12 protein-coding genes and 1 pseudogene are annotated in these 17,496 nt (G+C 51.4%); all 13 read left to right on the top strand.

Annotation, left to right across the window (positions count from 1 at the left end; all coding sequences use genetic code 11):
* Positions 1–48 precede the first annotated feature (48 nt).
* Positions 49–144, top strand: a pseudogene (locus DW743_RS07805) (Maff2 family mobile element protein); the annotation flags it as partial.
* A gap of 6 nt (positions 145–150) precedes the next feature.
* Positions 151–1,014, top strand: a complete 864-nt coding sequence (locus DW743_RS07800) for a VirB6/TrbL-like conjugal transfer protein, CD1112 family (protein WP_117538728.1) — start codon at positions 151–153, stop codon at positions 1,012–1,014.
* Positions 1,015–1,058: 44 nt separating this feature from the next.
* Positions 1,059–1,502: a SpoVG family protein gene (locus tag DW743_RS07795; RefSeq protein ID WP_006861292.1), complete on the top strand. Its 444-nt coding sequence runs from the start codon at positions 1,059–1,061 to the stop codon at positions 1,500–1,502.
* On the top strand, positions 1,502–2,059 hold the full coding sequence (locus tag DW743_RS07790; RefSeq protein ID WP_006861293.1) for an MT-A70 family methyltransferase: 558 nt from the start codon (positions 1,502–1,504) through the stop codon (positions 2,057–2,059). The genes DW743_RS07795 and DW743_RS07790 overlap by 1 nt, the downstream gene beginning before the upstream one ends.
* Before the next feature lie 28 nt (positions 2,060–2,087).
* Positions 2,088–2,522 (top strand): PrgI family protein, encoded by a 435-nt coding sequence (locus tag DW743_RS07785; RefSeq protein ID WP_006861294.1) that lies wholly within the window; start codon positions 2,088–2,090, stop codon positions 2,520–2,522.
* Positions 2,461–4,890: a VirB4-like conjugal transfer ATPase, CD1110 family gene (locus tag DW743_RS07780; RefSeq protein ID WP_416388106.1), complete on the top strand. Its 2,430-nt coding sequence runs from the start codon at positions 2,461–2,463 to the stop codon at positions 4,888–4,890. Before DW743_RS07785 ends, DW743_RS07780 begins: the two co-directional genes overlap by 62 nt.
* A 35-nt stretch (positions 4,891–4,925) precedes the next feature.
* Complete coding sequence (locus DW743_RS07775) at positions 4,926–7,598, top strand: CD1108 family mobile element protein (protein ID WP_117538730.1); 2,673 nt, start codon at positions 4,926–4,928, stop codon at positions 7,596–7,598.
* Positions 7,599–7,788: 190 nt separating this feature from the next.
* On the top strand, positions 7,789–9,006 hold the full coding sequence (locus DW743_RS07770) for a tyrosine-type recombinase/integrase (RefSeq protein ID WP_117538825.1): 1,218 nt from the start codon (positions 7,789–7,791) through the stop codon (positions 9,004–9,006).
* Positions 9,003–9,962 (top strand): tyrosine-type recombinase/integrase, encoded by a 960-nt coding sequence (locus DW743_RS07765; protein WP_117538731.1) that lies wholly within the window; start codon positions 9,003–9,005, stop codon positions 9,960–9,962. The genes DW743_RS07770 and DW743_RS07765 overlap by 4 nt, the downstream gene beginning before the upstream one ends.
* Entirely contained in the window at positions 9,950–10,990 is a 1,041-nt protein-coding gene (locus DW743_RS07760) for a tyrosine-type recombinase/integrase (RefSeq protein ID WP_117538732.1), read from the top strand. The genes DW743_RS07765 and DW743_RS07760 overlap by 13 nt, the downstream gene beginning before the upstream one ends.
* Positions 10,991–11,115: 125 nt before the next feature.
* On the top strand, positions 11,116–11,361 hold the full coding sequence (locus DW743_RS07755) for a DUF4315 family protein (protein ID WP_033143538.1): 246 nt from the start codon (positions 11,116–11,118) through the stop codon (positions 11,359–11,361).
* Positions 11,351–12,541 (top strand): DUF4366 domain-containing protein, encoded by a 1,191-nt coding sequence (locus DW743_RS07750; protein ID WP_033143537.1) that lies wholly within the window; start codon positions 11,351–11,353, stop codon positions 12,539–12,541. The genes DW743_RS07755 and DW743_RS07750 overlap by 11 nt, the downstream gene beginning before the upstream one ends.
* 38 nt (positions 12,542–12,579) lie before the next feature.
* Positions 12,580–17,493, top strand: a complete 4,914-nt coding sequence (srtB, locus tag DW743_RS07745) for a class B sortase (RefSeq protein ID WP_117538733.1) — start codon at positions 12,580–12,582, stop codon at positions 17,491–17,493.
* The last annotated feature ends 3 nt before the right edge of the window (positions 17,494–17,496 follow it).

The following is a 17,496-nucleotide window of genomic DNA, read 5'->3' as shown; positions in this document are numbered from 1 at the left end:
GGAACGGCAAAATTTTTTACACTTCTATTACTTCTTTATCACACATAAGCAAAATCCCAGGGCATGAAACAGCTTATGGCTGGCGGCGGCATTGCGCTGGTGGGTGCCACGCTGATCCCGCTGCTTTCCGGCCTGTTCGGTTAATAGCCGATGGGCAGTCTGTTTGAACGGATAACAGACTGGATTAAAGAGGGCTTAATTGAAGCGATCACAGGACAATACACCGGTATCTTTGAGTCCGTCAACAGCCAGGTCTCGGATGTGGCCTCACAGGTAGGACAGACACCGCAGGGCTGGAATGGCGACGTGTTCAGCATGATCCAGAATCTTTCTGAAACCGTCGTCATTCCCATTGCGGGAATTATCCTGACTTTTGTCCTTGTCTATGAACTAATCCAGATGATCCTGGAAAAGAACAACATGCACGATTTTGATACGTTCAACATCTTCAAGTGGATTTTCAAAACCTTTGTTGCCACATACCTGCTCACCAACTGCTTTACTATCGTCATGGCGGTGTTTGACGTCGCCCAGAATGTGGTGAGCCAGAGCGCCGGCGTGATAAACGGGAACATGGACGTCACCGCTGCGCTGGCCGACCTGGAAACGCAGCTTGAAGCAATGGGGATGTGGGAGCTGATCGGCCTGTGGCTGGAGACCAACATTATCAACCTGTGCATGTGGGTGTTGTCCATCGTGATCTTTGTCATTGTGTATGGCCGTATGATTGAAATATATCTTACGGTCAGCCTGGCACCCATACCCTTTTCCACAATGGCAAACCGTGAATGGGGGCAGATGGGGACAAATTACCTGCGCTCCCTGTTTGCTTTAGGTTTCCAGGGGTTTTTGATCCTGGTCTGCGTTGCAATTTATGCGGTGCTGGTCCAGTCAATCCCTTCTTCCGGCGACATTCACGGCGCAATCTGGGGCACGGCAGGCTATACGGTCCTGCTGGCCTTTGCCCTGTTTAAGACAGGCTCGCTATCCAAAAGTATTTTTAACTCGCATTAGCGTGTAACCAACCTATATTTTAACAAGAAGGAGGACTTTTCTATATGAGTAAGACAAACAACGAACCCATGCAGCCGGAGGCACAGACGGGTGAAAGCTTGAAGCTGGATGTAACTGTGCGCCCGATTGCCCCGATGGGGAACCTGCTGGCTTACGCCAATGTGACGATTGGGGACTGTTTCAAGATTGACGGCTTCCGCATCTGCTCCGGTGAAAACGGCCTGTATGTCAACATGCCTTCCACCCAGGATAAGCAGGGAAAATGGAGGGATGTCTGCTGGCCGGTGACGGCGGATTTCCGCAGGCAGCTTAACGACGCCCTGATCGAAGGGTACGGCCAGGCGATTGAAAATTTGCAGGCCACCCTTGAAGCGACAAAGGGAGCGGCGGAGAAACCTTCCCTGACCGGTGCCCTGAAGGATAATGCCGGCAAGGTCAAGACGCAGCCGGCAAAATCTGCTCCCGCCAAGAATGAGCAGGCCCGATAATGCCGGAGGCTGGAAAATATGGCATCGTGTACGCAGACCCGCCCTGGCGTTACGATATGAAACGCGGCAATGGGGTGGCGGAAAACCATTACCCCACCATGAGCATAGAAGAAATATGCGCACTGCCGGTTACAGACCTTGCGGCCAGAGACAGTGCGCTTTTTCTATGGGCCACCTTCCCACAGCTCAATGAAGCCTTCCGGGTGATCGAAGCATGGGGATTCAAATATAAGACGCTGGCCTTCCTCTGGCTGAAACAGAACCGGAAAGCGGATTCCTGGTTTTATGGGATGGGATTCTGGACCCGCTCTAATGCGGAGGTGTGCTTACTGGCGACCAGGGGGCACCCGAAACGCCAGTGCGCGGGAATCCACCAGTTTGTGATCTCCCATATCGAGCAGCACAGCAAAAAGCCGGACGAGGTACGGGATAAGATTGTGAAGCTCATGGGCGACCAGCCCAGGGTAGAGCTTTTTGCAAGACAGCAGACCCCCGGCTGGGATGTGTGGGGCAATGAAGTGGAATCCACGGTCACGATGCAGGAACGGAATCAGTAAGATACAGCATGAATGGAGGTGAATTTACATGCCCTATGTACCCGTACCCAAAGACTTAACAAAAGTCAAGACCAAGCTGGCGTTTAACCTGACGAAGCGCCAGCTCATTTGTTTCAGCCTGGCCGCGCTGGTGGGGCTGCCGGTATATTTCCTTACCCGCGGCGCTATCGGCAACTCGGCGGCAGTGCTGTTGATGATCGGGCTTATGATGCCCTTTTTCTTTTTCGCCATGTATGAGCGGGACGGACAGCCGGCGGAGAAACTTCTGAAAAACAGGCTCCGCCATAAGCTCTGGCCGAAGAAACGGCCATACCGGACGGAAAACCTGTATAAATCCATGTCAAAGAAGGAGGTTACGAGGATTGCCAAAAACCAAACAGCAGGAGGCCCAGGAAAAACGTCTGCAAAGAAACATCAGGCAGGCAAAAAAGACCAGGGCCGACGCAAAGACAAGCGGAAATAAGACTGTCCGCACCAGGCCGCCTAAAAAGGGCGGCTTTTTTGCCGGGCTGAAAACGGACGCCCCGCAGACGGTCCAGCAGAGTATTCCCTATAAGGAAATGTACCGGGATGGAATCTGCCGGCTGACGGATAAGCTCTACACCAAGACGGTGCAGTTTTTTGATATTAACTACCAGCTTGCACAGGCGGATGACAAAGCGCAGATTTTTGAGGGCTACTGTGATTTCCTCAATTATTTTGACGCTTCGATCCATGTGCAGCTTACTTTCATCAACCAGCGGGCCAATATGCAGGATTTTGCCCGCAGTATCGACATTCCCATCCGCGGCGACGAATATGACGGAATCCGCAGAGAGTATGGGGATATGTTAAAGAGCCAGCTCCAAAAAGGCAACAACGGCCTTACAAAGCGGAAATATATCACCTTTGGGATTGAGGCTGACGACCTCCGCACTGCGAAGATGCGCCTGGAGCGGATCGAGGCTGATGTGCTGGCAAATTTCAAAGCCCTGGGAGCACAGGCAAAGCCGTTAGACGGGCTGGATCGCCTGGAGCTCCTTCACAGCCAGCTACACCCGGACGGGCAGGAAAAGTTTCATTTTACCTGGGCGGACCTGCCGAAAACCGGGCTCTCCACAAAGGATTATATTGCGCCCTCCGGCCTGTCGTTCTCAAATGACGGAAAGACCTTCCGGGTGGCCGACCATTCCGGGGCGGTGTCCTTTTTGCAGATTTTAGCGCCGGAACTGACGGACCGGCTGCTGGCGGAGCTTTTAGACCTGGATGACGCCGTGACTGTGAACCTGCATATCCAGTCTATTGACCAGGCCCAGGCGATCAAGAACATCAAACGCAAGATGTCCGATCTGCAGAAAATGACCATTGAGGAACAGAAGAAAGCGGTCCGTGCCGGTTATGACATGGACATCATACCTACCGACCTTGCCACTTACGGCGAAGAAGCAAAGAATCTCTTACAGGATTTGCAGAGCCGGAATGAGCGCATGTTTCTTGTGACGGTGCTGGTGGAGAATATCGCTTCCAAACGGCAAAAGCTGTTTAATGATATTCTGTCTGCCTCCGGTATTGCGCAGAAGTATAACTGTGCCCTGAAACGTCTGGACTACCAGCAGGAACAGGGGCTTATGTCCTCTCTTGCCTTAGGGTTGAACCAGATTGAAATTGAGCGTGGGCTTACGACAAGCAGCACCGCCATTTTCGTGCCGTTTACGACCTGCGAGCTGTTCCAGGAGGGCGAGGCGCTTTATTATGGCCTGAACGCTTTAAGCAACAACCTGATTATGGCGAACCGCAAGAACTTAAAGAATCCAAACGGCCTGTTCCTGGGAACGCCCGGCAGCGGCAAGTCCTTCTCTGCCAAGCGTGAGATCGTCAACGTGTTCCTTTTGACGGAGGATGACATCATTATTGCAGACCCGGAAAATGAGTACGGACCTCTGGTACAGCAGTTTGGAGCCCAGGGGCAGGTCATTGACATTTCCCCGACTTCCACCAACTATATCAATCCGATGGACATTAACCTGGACTATTCGGATGATGAAAACCCCATCACACTGAAAAGCGATTTTATCCTGTCGCTGTGTGACCTGATTATCGGCGGCAAGGAAGGGCTTTCTCCGATTGAGAGGACCATCATTGACCGCTGCACGAGGCTTGTGTACCGGGATTATTTGCAGGACCCGCGCCCGGAAAATATGCCGGTCCTGGGCGACTTGTATGAGCTGCTTTTGAAACAGGCGGAGCCGGAGGCACAGAATATCGCTACGGCGCTGGAAATCTACGTCAATGGCTCCCTGAATGTATTTAACCACCGGTCCAACATTGACATGAACAACCACCGGGTACTCTGCTTCCAGTTGAAGTCTCTGGGCAAGGCCCTGAAAGAGATCGGGCTTCTCATTATGCAGGATGCCGTGTGGAACCGTGTCACCGCCAATCGCTCGAAGCACAAGACGACCTGGTTCTATATCGACGAATTCCATCTCCTTTTGAAAGGCCAGACTGGAAGTTTCAGCGTGGAAATCTGGAAAAGATTCCGTAAATGGGGCGGCATACCGAGCGGCTTGACGCAGAATGTGAAGGACCTGCTGGCCTCCCGTGAGATCGAGAATATCTTTGAGAACTCGGATTTTATCTACATGCTGAACCAGGCCCAGGGAGACCGGCAGATTTTGGCAAAGCAGCTTGGGATTTCCCCGCACCAGCTTTCCTATGTGACCCATTCCGGCCCCGGCGAAGGGCTTCTGTTTTTCGGGAATGTGATTATCCCCTTTGTCGATCATTTTCCGAAAGACACCCTGTTATACAGCGTACTCACAACACGGCCTGATGAAGTGGCAGGTGCATAAATTCCCGAAAATAAAAATGACTGGAGGTGATAACAGTGCCGCGGGAAAAAGAATTTCAGAGGAAAAAGAAAGATACCCGGATGCCGGTCCGTGATTCCCATGCGGAGGAACGTATGGACACCCGGCAGAACGAACAGGATTTTAACCTGCTGCGGGTCAGGGACGCCCCTTCTTCTTCGGGAACGGCCCGGAGCCGGAGGTATGAAACCGCAGCACAGCAGGCAGCGGATGATACACAGCCTTTCAAAGCGGATGTACCGCAGCAGGCGGATATTTCCATACCGGAACATTTGGAAAGCAGGGATATGGATCATGAGCCGGCACGGGCACCTGAAACACGGAACCCTCTGGAACCGGGAACTTCTGCACCGGAACCGCGCCGGAGGGATTTCAGATATGTGGATTCCTGGCGTGAGGATTCTGACAGCGGCAATTCTGATATAGTGCACTCCACGCAGGGAGAATCCAGCCAGACAGATCGCCGTTCCCGGATGCACCAGCACGGCAACAAATACCAGCAGCGTTTCCAGGAGGCGGCAAAAGCCGAGGAACCAAAGGAGAAACCACCGGAGGCAGCCGAAGGAGAACCAAAACGGCCTTCCAAGCTGGAATTTGCCGCTGACGAACTCCCACCGGAAACAGCGGATAAAAAGCTCACCCAAGCCAGACGGAAAGCGGAACGGACAGCGGAAAAGCTGGAACAGGCGGAAAACCGCCTGCCTGCCCGCCGCAAGCTGCGGATGGAAACATCTTCTGATCCTGATACGGGCAAGGTCAAAAAACGCCTGAAATTTGAAAAGGAGGTGAAATCCCAAAGGACCCATGTAAAGGGTCCTGCTCCGATGCGCCCGGTAAAGGCCGGCACAAACATGGCGGTTGGCTACGCCCACAAAAAAATCTACCAGGCGGAGAATGAAAATGTCGGCATTAAAGCAGCCCACCGCACCGAGCTTGTAAGCGAGTCGGGGCTGCGCATGGCATACCACAGGCATAAGACCGCGCCATACCGCAGGGTGGCAAAATTACAGCAGAAATCAGCCAGGACCAATGCCCGGCTTGCCTACCGGCAGACATTACAAGATAACCCAGAGCTGAAGAAAAATCTTCTTGCCCGGATGTGGCAGAAACAGAAAATAAAACGCCAGTATGCCAAAGCAGCCAGGGAAGCGAAAAAAGCGGGAAAGCGTGCAAAGGACACCGCCGTTACCACGGAGAAGATCGCTGCCGGCGTGGTTCATGCCATCAAGCGCCACCCGGTTATATGCGGAATCGTGGTTCTGCTCCTTTTGGTATTTTTCCTGATTACATCCCTGTTTTCTTCCTTTTCCAATATCGGAACCGGAGGGCTGGGAAGCCTTGCTGCCTCTACTTATCTGGCGGACGATGCGGACATCAACAATGCGGAGCTTATATATACCGAGTGGGAAACGGACCTGCAGATGCAGATCAACCGTGTGGAATCGGACCGGCCCGGTTATGACGAATACCGCTATAATATCGGCCCCATTGAGCATGACCCTTATGTTTTGATGGGGTATCTCACCTCTGCGTATCAGGATTTCACCTATGCACAGATTGAGAGCGTCCTCCGGGAGCTTTTTAACGGGCAGTATTCCCTATCCTTCACGGAGGAAACGGAAATCCGCTACCGGACAGAAACAAGCATTGACCCGGAGACCGGCGAGGAAACCGAAGAAAAAGTGCCTTATGAGTGGCACATCTTAAATGTAACGCTTACTTCCATGCCGCTTGAAAACCTGGTGGTTTCACGCATGGACGCAGACCAGAAAGAAATCTGCGAGATTCTATTGCAGACCAAAGGAAACCGGCAGTATGTGAAAAATGTGTTTGGCACCAACTGGCTGCCCTATGTCACCAGCTACTACGGCTACCGGGTACACCCGATCAGCGGGGAAAAGAACTACCATACCGGCGTTGACATCGGGATGCCCCAGGGCACGGAGATTTTAGCCGGGCATGACGGCACGGTCACGCTGGCAGGAAACGCGGGCGGCTATGGCCTGTGCGTCGCCATTGAGGGCGAGGCTTACGAGGGGTACTCCCTTACCACCAAATACGGCCACTGTTCACAAATCTTAGTATCTGCCGGACAGGAGGTAAAGGCCGGGGATGTGATCGCAAAGGTCGGCAGCACCGGAAACTCCACCGGGCCGCACCTGCACCTGGAGGTATTGGTTGACGGACAGTATAGGAACCCGTTGTATTTTGCCGATACCGGCGATACCAGCGAGCGGCATCTGCCGGCAGCAGGCGCAGGAGGCGGAGGGAATTATTTTGACTATGATGTTCCACCGGAGGCCCTTGCGGATGAAAAATTTGCGGCTATGCTTGCGGAGGCTGAAAAGTATTTAGGCTATCCGTATGTATGGGGCGGCGCAAGCCCTTCCACTTCCTTTGACTGTTCCGGCTATGTTTCCTGGGTAGTCAATCATTGCGGCGTGGGCTGGAATTTCGGACGCCTGACCGCAGACGGGCTTTTAGGCGTGTGTACGCCTGTATCAAGCGCCGATGCAAGGCCCGGCGACCTGATCTTCTTCCAGGGGACCTACAATACCAGCGGCGCAAGCCATGTGGGAATCTATGTGGGTAACGGGATGATGATCCATTGCGGGGACCCGATCTCCTACGCGAACATCAACACAAGCTACTGGCAGCAGCACTTTTATACATTTGGGCGTTTATCATGAATTCATGATAAACGCCCTTATCAGAAAAAAAGAGTTATCAGGAATTACTGAACGGAATCCTTGCTTTTAGATATGTGTTGGCTTCATGATTCCTGATAACTCTGATAAGGTATCTGCCATTTGTTAATAGTTACTGTCATAATGATATTGGCAGGCTTGTGCCTGACTATCATTAAGGATGGTGATTATTTTGATTCAATCAACGATTGAAAATCTTGCAGCTCAAACAGCCGACATCTTTTTGCAAAATGGATATAACCACCGAAGTATCCGGGAAAAAGAATTTGCCCTGCAAAAGATTGTCCAACTGCACCATGAGAACGGATATGATTGTTACAGCCCTGAAATTATATCCCTGTTTATCCGGGACGCAGAGAACCGCTATCAGCAAAAGGAAATCGGGAAAATACGATTTATGTTCCTTACAAAAACTGCTGATTACCTGACCGAATACCATGAAAAAGGCTCTATAACTTTATATGCCCGGAGGGTTCCGTCTGCTCTTTCCCCATACTACGAAGACCTTTTAACCGGTATCAGGGCTTACGGGGAATGGAACGACAAAACCAAATGCAGTATCAGACAGGTTGCAAACCCTTATTTCAAATGGCTTTTGGCTAATGGGATTGGTTCATTTGCGCGGGTGGATGACAGTATTATCAGAAAATATCTCATGGATTGTTCCAGGCGCATGACACTCAATAGTATTGATACCATCAAGCGTTCTCTTAAAAAGCTGCATTTGTATCTATATGAAATAGGAATTACGGGCAACAGCTTTGCAGATACGCTGTCTTTTGTAACCCCTACAGAACATAAGGTGAAAAAACCTGTCCCTCTGGATGAAATCGCCGCTGTTCTGGATGTGATTGACCGTAGCACCGCTATGGGCAGGCGTGATTATGCAATGATTATGACAGCGGCTGTCACTGGGATAAGGTCTGTTGACATCATAAACCTGACTTTTGATGCGATTGACTGGATTAACGGGGAAATCCGGATCACACAACATAAAACGGGGAAAACGCTTGCGCTTCCTTTGACGACAGACGTTGGAGAAGCCATTCAGGACTATATATTGAATGGCCGTCCGAAAAGTGACCTTCCGTTTGTTTTTTTACGTGCAAAATCCCCGGCCGTACAGTTAGGACGTACTCTGCCTTATCAGACATTTAATGTTTACCGGGAAAAGCTCGGACTTCCGAAATGTACATTTCATGGGCTGCGGCGTGCTGTGGGCACCAACATGGTAATATCTGGTGTGCCGGTCACTACGGTTTCGCAGGTTTTAGGTCATTCCGGCATTGAGCCGACAAAACAATATATCTCCTTAGACAGCACGCATCTGAAAGAATGTGCCCTCAATTTAGAAGGCTTCATGCCGGAAAAAGGGGGCGGTCATTTATGAAAGAATTTAAAAGTGCTTTTAGGCCCTCTATCATGGAATATCTTGAGTTTCGTTCCGCTATGGGCTACTCCAATGAGCATGAACAGCAACTGCAGCATTTCGACAGGTATTGTTATGAACACTGCCCGGAACAAACCGAGCTGACAAAAGAAGTTGTCCGTGGCTGGTTCTACGACGAAATCGCAAGAGGCCGTTCCTGTCTGAGCAGCAAGGCAACCGCCATACGCTTATTTGCAAAATATCTCGGCGTATCGGCTTATATACTGCCGATGAGTTGTGTACCCAAAACGCCGGACTATCTGCCATACATCCTGACAGACAGTGAACTTGCTGCATTGTTTCATGCCGCCGATACGATGGAATATAAAAATGACCCATTCTTTCGCGAAACAGCATCCGTCCTTTTGCGGCTGCTCTATTCATGCGGGTTAAGACCAAACGAGGGCAGAAACATAAAGCTGGAGCATGTCAATTTCAAAACCGGCGAGCTTTTCATCACAAAAACCAAACGCAGGAAAGAACGGATCGTCGTAGCTTCTGATGATATGTTGCTGCTGCTGAAAAAGTACCGTTCCCAAAGAGCTATTTTCGACAAAGGGAATGAATATTTTTTTATCCATACAGACTCCTCTGCCCTGAAATCATGGCAGTTGACCGCACTTGTAAAATCATGCTGGGCAGCGGCACATCCAGAAGTTGACCCAAAACTATTGCCACGTTTAAGGCCATATGATCTCCGCCACCGATTTGCATCGACAGTTCTGCAACGCTGGATGGATGAAGGCAGGAATCTTTATGCGATGCTCCCTTACCTTCGTGCTTATATGGGACATGAAAAGTTTTCGGACACCGCTTATTACATCCACATCCTGCCGGAACGCCTTATGGTATCTCCGGGAGTACAGTGGGAAAACATTGACCGCATTGGAATGGAGGTGGACATATGGGCACGTTAACCCCGTTATTCTCCCTTGTCCACGATTTCCTGCTGGTTTCGTTGCCGGATGAACAAAAATGCAGCCCAAATACAATACGTTCTTACCGTAAGTCTTTGGAATTACTTTTCGATTTCATCAAGACAAAGCGGAATATCTCTTTAAGTGAAATCACTTTTGAGATGATTGACCGTAATGCTGTCTCGGAATTTTTGGATTATCTCGAAACAGAACGTAATTGCAGTATATCTACAAGGAACCACCGTCTGCATTGCATCCGTGCTTTCTATAAATATGCAGCACAAGAGGACATCACTGTAATTTCCTATTTAGAGGAAATACAAAAAGTAAAAAAGGCAAAAGAGCCTGAAACCATTGTTGAGCACATGAGTGAAGACGCTGTTAATGCAATCCTGAAGCAGCCCGACACTTTCACGGAAAAAGGAAAAAGAGACGCATTTCTGCTTCTGTTTCTCTATAAAACCGGGGCACGTGTTCAGGAACTCGTTGACATCCGCCTTTGTGATATACAATTAGGCAGACATCCTAAAGTGACCATCCACGGAAAGGGGGCGAAAACTCGGTCAATACCATTGCGGGATGATGTGGTGCAGCACCTGAAACAATATCTTGCACTGTTTCATCCAGAGGAACATTTATTTTCTGAGCAGCATCTGTTCTACGTTACACGGGGCCGAATGAAAAAACGCATGACCGAAGATAACGTAAGGCAACTGGTTAGAAAATATGGCAAACAGGCACGTGAAATCTGTAAAGAAGTGCCTGAAAATGTGCATCCGCATTTATTCCGTCATTCCTGGGCGATGATCTTGTATCAGAATGGAGTAGATTTAACCTTAATTTCTCAATGGCTGGGCCATTCTAATCTTGAAACTACGCTTATCTATGCCCATGCGGATACGGAGTTGAAGCGAAAAGCACTCGAACAGGCTGTACCGGATGACAGTCCGCTTAAGGAACACCTTAATGCTGCACGTTATAAGGTCAGCGATGAAGAACTATTAAAAAGGCTTTGCGGCCTAAAATAATCAGATAGAGTTATCAGAAATTTTTATTACGCTGTTTTCTTGAAACAGTGGCTTCACTCATTGTTTTTCTGATAACTCTTTTTTTCTGATAAGGGCGTCTGCCCTGACAGATTGGAGGTAATAAATTGAACCCTAAGATTGAAAAACTGGAGAAAGAGATCGACAAGACGAAAAACAAGATTGCGGAGATGCAGGCCAGGCTCCGCGACCTGGAAAAACAGAAAACGGAGCTGGAGAACACCGACTATGTGGCGATTGCCCGCAGCTTCCATCTGACGCCCCAGCAGTTGGCCGAATTTCTGAAATCGCAGCAGTCCGCTCCGTCTGGAGCCGCCCCGCTGCAGAAACAGGAGGATAGGAATGAGGACTAAAAAAATCTCTCTGCTACTGGCGCTTGTGCTTGTCATAAGCGCCATCGCTTTGCCCCTGACGGCTTATGCTGCCGGGGACAAAGATACCACACCGCCGGAGCTTGCGGCTTCTCTGGACGGCGGTACGCTGAAAGTAGAAAGCAGCGACGACAATTCCGGCGTAGAAGCGGTCTTTGTGGACGGGAACCGTATCAACTCCCTGACCAATGGGGCGGCTACCGTCACCTTAAAGGATTATGCCGGCACAGGAAAACAGGTAAGCGTGTATGCCCAGGATTATGCCGGGAACCGCTCAAAGACCGTGAAGTTTGAAAATCCCTATTATGAGGAACCAACGCCCACGGAAAAACCTGCGGAAACGGTGCAGCAGAACCAGAGCAGCAAGCCGGTAAAACCGGCACAGGTCCAGGCTGCTTCTTCCGGCAGTACCAATCATAATGCCCAAAGCAGCAATTCAGGCAGTAATGCTTCCGGGAATAGTTCTAATGCGGGTACGAATACAGCCTCCGGCACAAATGGCGGCAGCTCCAATTCCCAGGAAGAAACGGAAACCACTTCCTCTATCCCGGATGGCGCGTTTACCCCGGAGGGAACCGGCACAGTGCTGGATGAAGCTACTGGCGAGGGTGACGATAAGCAGTTTTACACGATCACCACCGAGGCCGGAAATGTGTTCTATCTTATCATTGACGGCAAGCGTGACGACAACAACGTCTACTTCCTGAATGGTGTTACCGAAGCTGACCTGATGGCTCTGGCGGAAAAGAACGAGGGCACCATGAGCGTGATCCCGGCAGAGGACGTCTGCACCTGTACGGATAAATGCGAAGCCGGCGAAGTCAATACCGCCTGCTCGGTCTGCAAGAATGACCTCAAAGGCTGCACCGGAAAGGAAAGACCTGCGGAAACAGAGGAACCCGCACAGACCGAACCGCCGAAAAAGGACAACGGCAGCGCCGGCACGATTATCTTTATTATCGTTGCCTTGCTTGCGGTAGGCGGCGTTGGCTATTATGTAAAGATCGTCCGTCCGAAGCAGCAGGCAGAGGATGACGAAGATTTCGAGGATGACGGCTATGGCGAAGGCTTTGACCCGGATGAAGCCTATGGAGAGCCGGAATATCTCTCCGAAGATGATTTTGATGACAGAATCAATAAGGAACAGGAGGACAGCGAGTAAAGCTGTCCTTTACTATTTTAAGAAAGCGAGGATATTTCATGGAAAAAATAAATACCCATTACCGCAGCGGCGTAAAGAGGCTGTTGGCATTTCTGCTTTGCGCAGTATGCGTCTTTGGGATGATCCCTACCCAGGCGTTCGCATTTTCGCCGGGACAGAAAGCAAGCTCTTGGCTGGGCGATCAATATGTAGGGTCTGACGGACAGCATTATTATGCGCCGGCGCCTTACACCTACCTTGTTTACAATTCTGATGGAACGATGGATGTTCGCAGCAGTTCTGGGGGCAACGCTTACCGGCACTATATGCTGACAGCTTCGGACGGGAGCAGCCAGCAGGTATATTGTGTGGAAAGCGGCATTGCCTATAACACTTCCGACAATACCTATACATCGGAAAGCGGCACCAACAGCAATTACTTAAACCTGCTCCCTTCCGAGGCAAGACGGGGGATCACCCTCACGGCAATCTACGGCTGGAAACCCGGCGCCTCCCTCCCTGTGTCCGGCATTAACGAGGACGATTACAAAATGGCGACGCAGATCATCCTTTGGGAATACCAGCAGCAGCTTCGCAGCGACCCATACAGCCGGCATGGGAACGGCCATGCAGACGCCAACCAGTATTTCAGCGTGATTGCCGGACGTCCTGCGGAAAAAGCCTACAACTGGATTTTGTCACAGGTTGCCTCCCATTCCACGGTCCCCTCTTTTACTTCCACGAAGAAAAGCGAGGCACCAGAGCTGGAACTGAAATGGGACACGGAAAAGAAGATTTATACCCTGACTGTCACGGACACCAATAACCTGAAAATCGACCTGGAGACTTTGAAAGGCAGCGGCGTTTCCGTCACAAGAAGCGGGAACAAGTACACGTTCACCAGTAAGAACATGATTATGGACCCCGTCACCTTTGAATTCCGAAAGGACATCCCGGTTGCCAATGACATGCTGATCTGGGGCAGACCCGGCTACCAGACTATGATGACCGGCGCCAGCGACCCGGTTTCCTTCTTTGTAAAGATCAAGACCGAAACCTACGGCACCGCAAAGATTGTCAAGACCAGTGAGGACGGCATTGTGTCCGGGATTCCTTTCCAAATCTCCGGTACGGACATTCTGGGAAATAAAGTGGATGAAACTGTCACTACCGGAGAAAACGGGCAGATTAAAGAAAAGCTGCTGCCCGGCACCTATCTGGTGAAAGAGCTGCCGGTGGACCGTTATGTGACCCCTTCCGCGCAGTATGTCACCATTGAAAGCGGCCAGACCTCCACGGTGCATTTCAGCAATATCCTGAAAAAGTTCCGCGTCCATGCGGTAAAGAGCGACGCTGATACCGGCACCGCCCAGGGCGACGCCACCCTTGCCGGGGCGACTTATGGCATTTATAACAATGGCGAGCTGGTAGACACCTACACCACCGGGCCGGACGGCAGCTTTATGACCCGCTACTATGTCTGCGGTGATAACTGGACGGTGAGGGAGATTGATCCCAGCACCGGCTACCTCTTAAACGATACGGTCTATGAGGTGGGCGCTTCCCCGACCCTGTATGAAGTGGAACTGAATACCACAGAAAACCAGGTTACGGAAACGGTCATTTATGGAAATATCCAGCTTGTGAAGCATACGGACGACCTGGACCCGGATGTGTCCGGGGATGAAAATACGGACGAACCCAATGAGGGCGTCATTGAACGCCCGGAGGCCGGTGCGGTCTTTGAGGTTTACCTGAAGGCGGCAGGCAGCTATGATGCGGCAAAGGAAAGCGAGCGTGATCTGCTCACCACCGATGGAGACGGCTTCGCTTCCTCCAAAATGCTCCCTTACGGCCATTATACGATCCACCAGGTTTCCGGCGAGGAAGGAAAAGCGTTTATCCCGGATTTTACGGTCTTTATTTCCTCCAACGGACAGACTTACAGTTATATCCTGAATAACCGCACCATTACCGCAAGGCTGCGTGTGGAGAAATGCGACGCGGAGACCGGCAATATTATCCCGATGACGGGTACCGGCTTCCAGATCAAGGACCTGTCTACCGGGAAATTTGTCACCCAGGATATTTACTATCCGAACCCGGAAACCCTTGATACCTTCTATGTATCGGATGAAGGCTGGCTGATGCTGCCGGAGCCTCTGCACACCGGGGATTATGAGCTTTACGAGGTGGCGGCACCTTACGGGTATGTACTTTCCAGCGAGCCGGTGCCGTTTACCATTGACGGCAGCGAGGCCGTTGTCACGGTTACGCAGTACAATATGCCGCAGAAGGGGCAGCTTACCATCACCAAGACCGGCGAGGTATTCGCTTCCGTCCAGGAGAACGATGGCCTGTACCAGCCGGTGTATGAAGTAGCCGGGCTTCCTGGTGCGGTCTATGACGTGATTGCGGATGAAGATATTTATACTGGTGACGGTACGCTCAGGGCGGCAAAAGATACCGTTGTGGAGACCCTTACCACCGGGGAGGACGGCACAGCCCAGAGTGGGCTTCTCTATCTGGGCCGCTACCGTCTGGAGGAACGCCAGGCGCCGGAGGGGATGGTCTTAAATACTCAGCCGGAATATACCGAGCTTACCTACGCTGGGGAAACCGTGGAAGTGACACAGGCCGCAGTTGGCCTTTATGACGAGCGCCAGAAGGTGGATATGAGCCTGTTCAAAGCACTGGAAACGGACGATCTTTTTGGGCTTGGCATGAATGAGGAATACAAAGATATTTCTTTCGGTCTGTATGCTTCCGCTGACCTGATGGCTCTTGACGGCAGCGTGATCCCGGCGGGCGGGCTCCTGGAAGTGGTTTCCATTGACCCGAATGACGCGGGCGGCTATGACGCTTCCTTTGCCTCTGATCTGCCTTTTGGCAGCTACTATGTGAAGGAATGCACCACAAACAACGCCTATATCCTCTCTGATACGGAATATCCGGTTGTCTTTGAATACGCAGGCCAGGAGGCGGCGCTGGTGCAGATTCTTGTAAATGAAGGCGAGGTTGTTTCCAACGACCTGTTGCGCGGGCGTGTGGACGGCGTGAAAGTCGGTGAAAACCCGGAGGGCGGCGAAGATGTGAAGCTGTCCGGGGCACTGATGGGATTATTCAGGCCAGACACGGAAGAATTTACCGAGGAAAATGCGCTGCTTACTGTCACCACTGCCGAGGATGGCAGCTTTGCCTTTGAGAATATCCCTTACGGCCACTGGATCGTAAAGGAAATTTCCTCTCCGGCACTTTATACGGTAAGCCCGCAGCAGCACCATATCTATATCGGTGTGGACGGCCAGCGCATTGAAATCAAAGTGGAAAATACCCTGATCCGCGGCAGCGTGCAGGTGATGAAAACCGAGGCAGTAGACGAGCCTTCTTCTGTGAAGAAAGAGGACAAAGATAACAACACCTTCCTGCGTTTCCTCTCCGGCGCGGTATTCGATCTGTATGAGGACGCCAACGGCAATAAGGAATTGGATTCCGAAGATACGAAGATCGGCACACTGAAAGAATCGGATGCAGGCTACCACACCGCGGAGGGCCTTCTGGCAAAGGGCTACTTTGTGAAGGAAAGCAAGGCACCGGAGGGCTACCAGCTTGACGAGAACGCCTACTACTTTGCCATCACAGAGGACGGCCAGGTTGCGGTTGTGGAAAATGGTGAGGCCGGACGGGGCTTTACCAATGAGGCGTACCGCGGGAACCTGAAGATTACAAAGGATTCCAGTGACGGGCGCAAGGATGGGTTCGCTTTTGAGGTCAAGAGCGCAGACGGCTCCTACTGTGAGACCTTTACCAGCCCAAAATCCGGCGTGATCGAGGTCAAGGGGCTGCGCATTGGCATTTATACCGTAACAGAAATCTCCAACCGGGCAAGCAAGGACTATATCATTCCTGACGCTGCCACCGTGGAGATCAAGGCAGACGAAACCGCAACGGTCCAGTTCTTCAATGAAAAGCCGGAGAAACCGACCACCCCGGATAACCCGGATAATCCGAAAACACCGTCCAATCCGTCCACACCATCTAACCCTGATAAAGCGGTACCGCAGACTGGGGATGACAATTTCATTTTCCTGTATGGCGGGCTCCTGGCGCTGGCTGTGATCGGCGGCGGGCTGTTTGCCGCAGCCTATTTCAAAAAGGGCAAGTACAGCAGAAATACCCCAAAGAGAAAAGTTGTTGGTATTGCGGTGGTTTCCCTCTGCGGGTTGTTGGCACTTGGCAGCGGGTTTCTGATGGTACGCGACCTTAACCAGTATTCCGAGAGCGCCGGGGCCTATGAGGACATTGCTTCCCATGTAGAGCTGCCGGAGCAGACCGAAGCGCCGGAGGACGATAATACGGAAACGGAACCTGCCGGGGAGGACCCTTCTGTGGTCCTCCCCACAGTGGATTTTGATGCGCTCCGGGAAACCGGGCCGGACATCATCGGGTGGCTTACCCTTCCTGATACGGCCATTAACTACCCGGTCACGCAGACAGACGACAACGAGTATTACCTGCACCACCTGTATGACGGTACCTATAATAAGACGGGCTGCCTGTTTGCGGATTATGAAAATCAGGAGGATTTTTCGGACCGCAATACCATTATCTACGGCCACAATATGCGGGACGGCTCCATGTTCGCCACGCTGAATGAGTATGACGAACAGAGCTATTATGACGGACACCCGCAGATGTATCTTGTCACCCCTGACGGCGGCTATGTCGTGGAAATTTTCACGGCGTTTGTAGCAAAACCCAGCGAGTCCGGCAGCGACACTTCCCCCTGGAGGCTTAGCTTCAAGGATGACGGGGCCTACACCACATGGCTTTCTGAAATGGCGGGCCGTTCTGTCATTGAAACCGATGTTACGGTGACTTCCAGTGACAAGGTGCTGACCCTTTCCACCTGTACGCCCGGAGGCGCGAGCCGCTTCATTGTCATGGGAAAACTGGCGGCTGTAAACGATTAACAA

It is taken from the genome of Blautia sp. AM28-27 (assembly GCF_003480905.1).
Taxonomy (GTDB): domain Bacteria; phylum Bacillota; class Clostridia; order Lachnospirales; family Lachnospiraceae; genus Fusicatenibacter; species Fusicatenibacter saccharivorans.
The sequence above is the reverse complement of the archived record's forward strand: the minus strand, read 5'-3'. Positions and strand labels throughout refer to the sequence as shown.

What these genes read in the sequence shown, in the direction of transcription:
- DW743_RS07800 (WP_117538728.1), top strand. Translation starts at nt 151, where the DNA reads ATGGGCAGTCTGTTTGAACGGATAACAGACTGGATTAAAGAGGGCTTA.
- DW743_RS07795 (WP_006861292.1), top strand. Translation starts at nt 1,059, where the DNA reads ATGAGTAAGACAAACAACGAACCCATGCAGCCGGAGGCACAGACGGGT.
- DW743_RS07790 (WP_006861293.1), top strand. Translation starts at nt 1,502, where the DNA reads ATGCCGGAGGCTGGAAAATATGGCATCGTGTACGCAGACCCGCCCTGG.
- DW743_RS07785 (WP_006861294.1), top strand. Translation starts at nt 2,088, where the DNA reads ATGCCCTATGTACCCGTACCCAAAGACTTAACAAAAGTCAAGACCAAG.
- DW743_RS07765 (WP_117538731.1), top strand. Translation starts at nt 9,003, where the DNA reads ATGAAAGAATTTAAAAGTGCTTTTAGGCCCTCTATCATGGAATATCTT.
- DW743_RS07760 (WP_117538732.1), top strand. Translation starts at nt 9,950, where the DNA reads ATGGGCACGTTAACCCCGTTATTCTCCCTTGTCCACGATTTCCTGCTG.
- DW743_RS07750 (WP_033143537.1), top strand. Translation starts at nt 11,351, where the DNA reads ATGAGGACTAAAAAAATCTCTCTGCTACTGGCGCTTGTGCTTGTCATA.
- srtB (WP_117538733.1), top strand. Translation starts at nt 12,580, where the DNA reads ATGGAAAAAATAAATACCCATTACCGCAGCGGCGTAAAGAGGCTGTTG.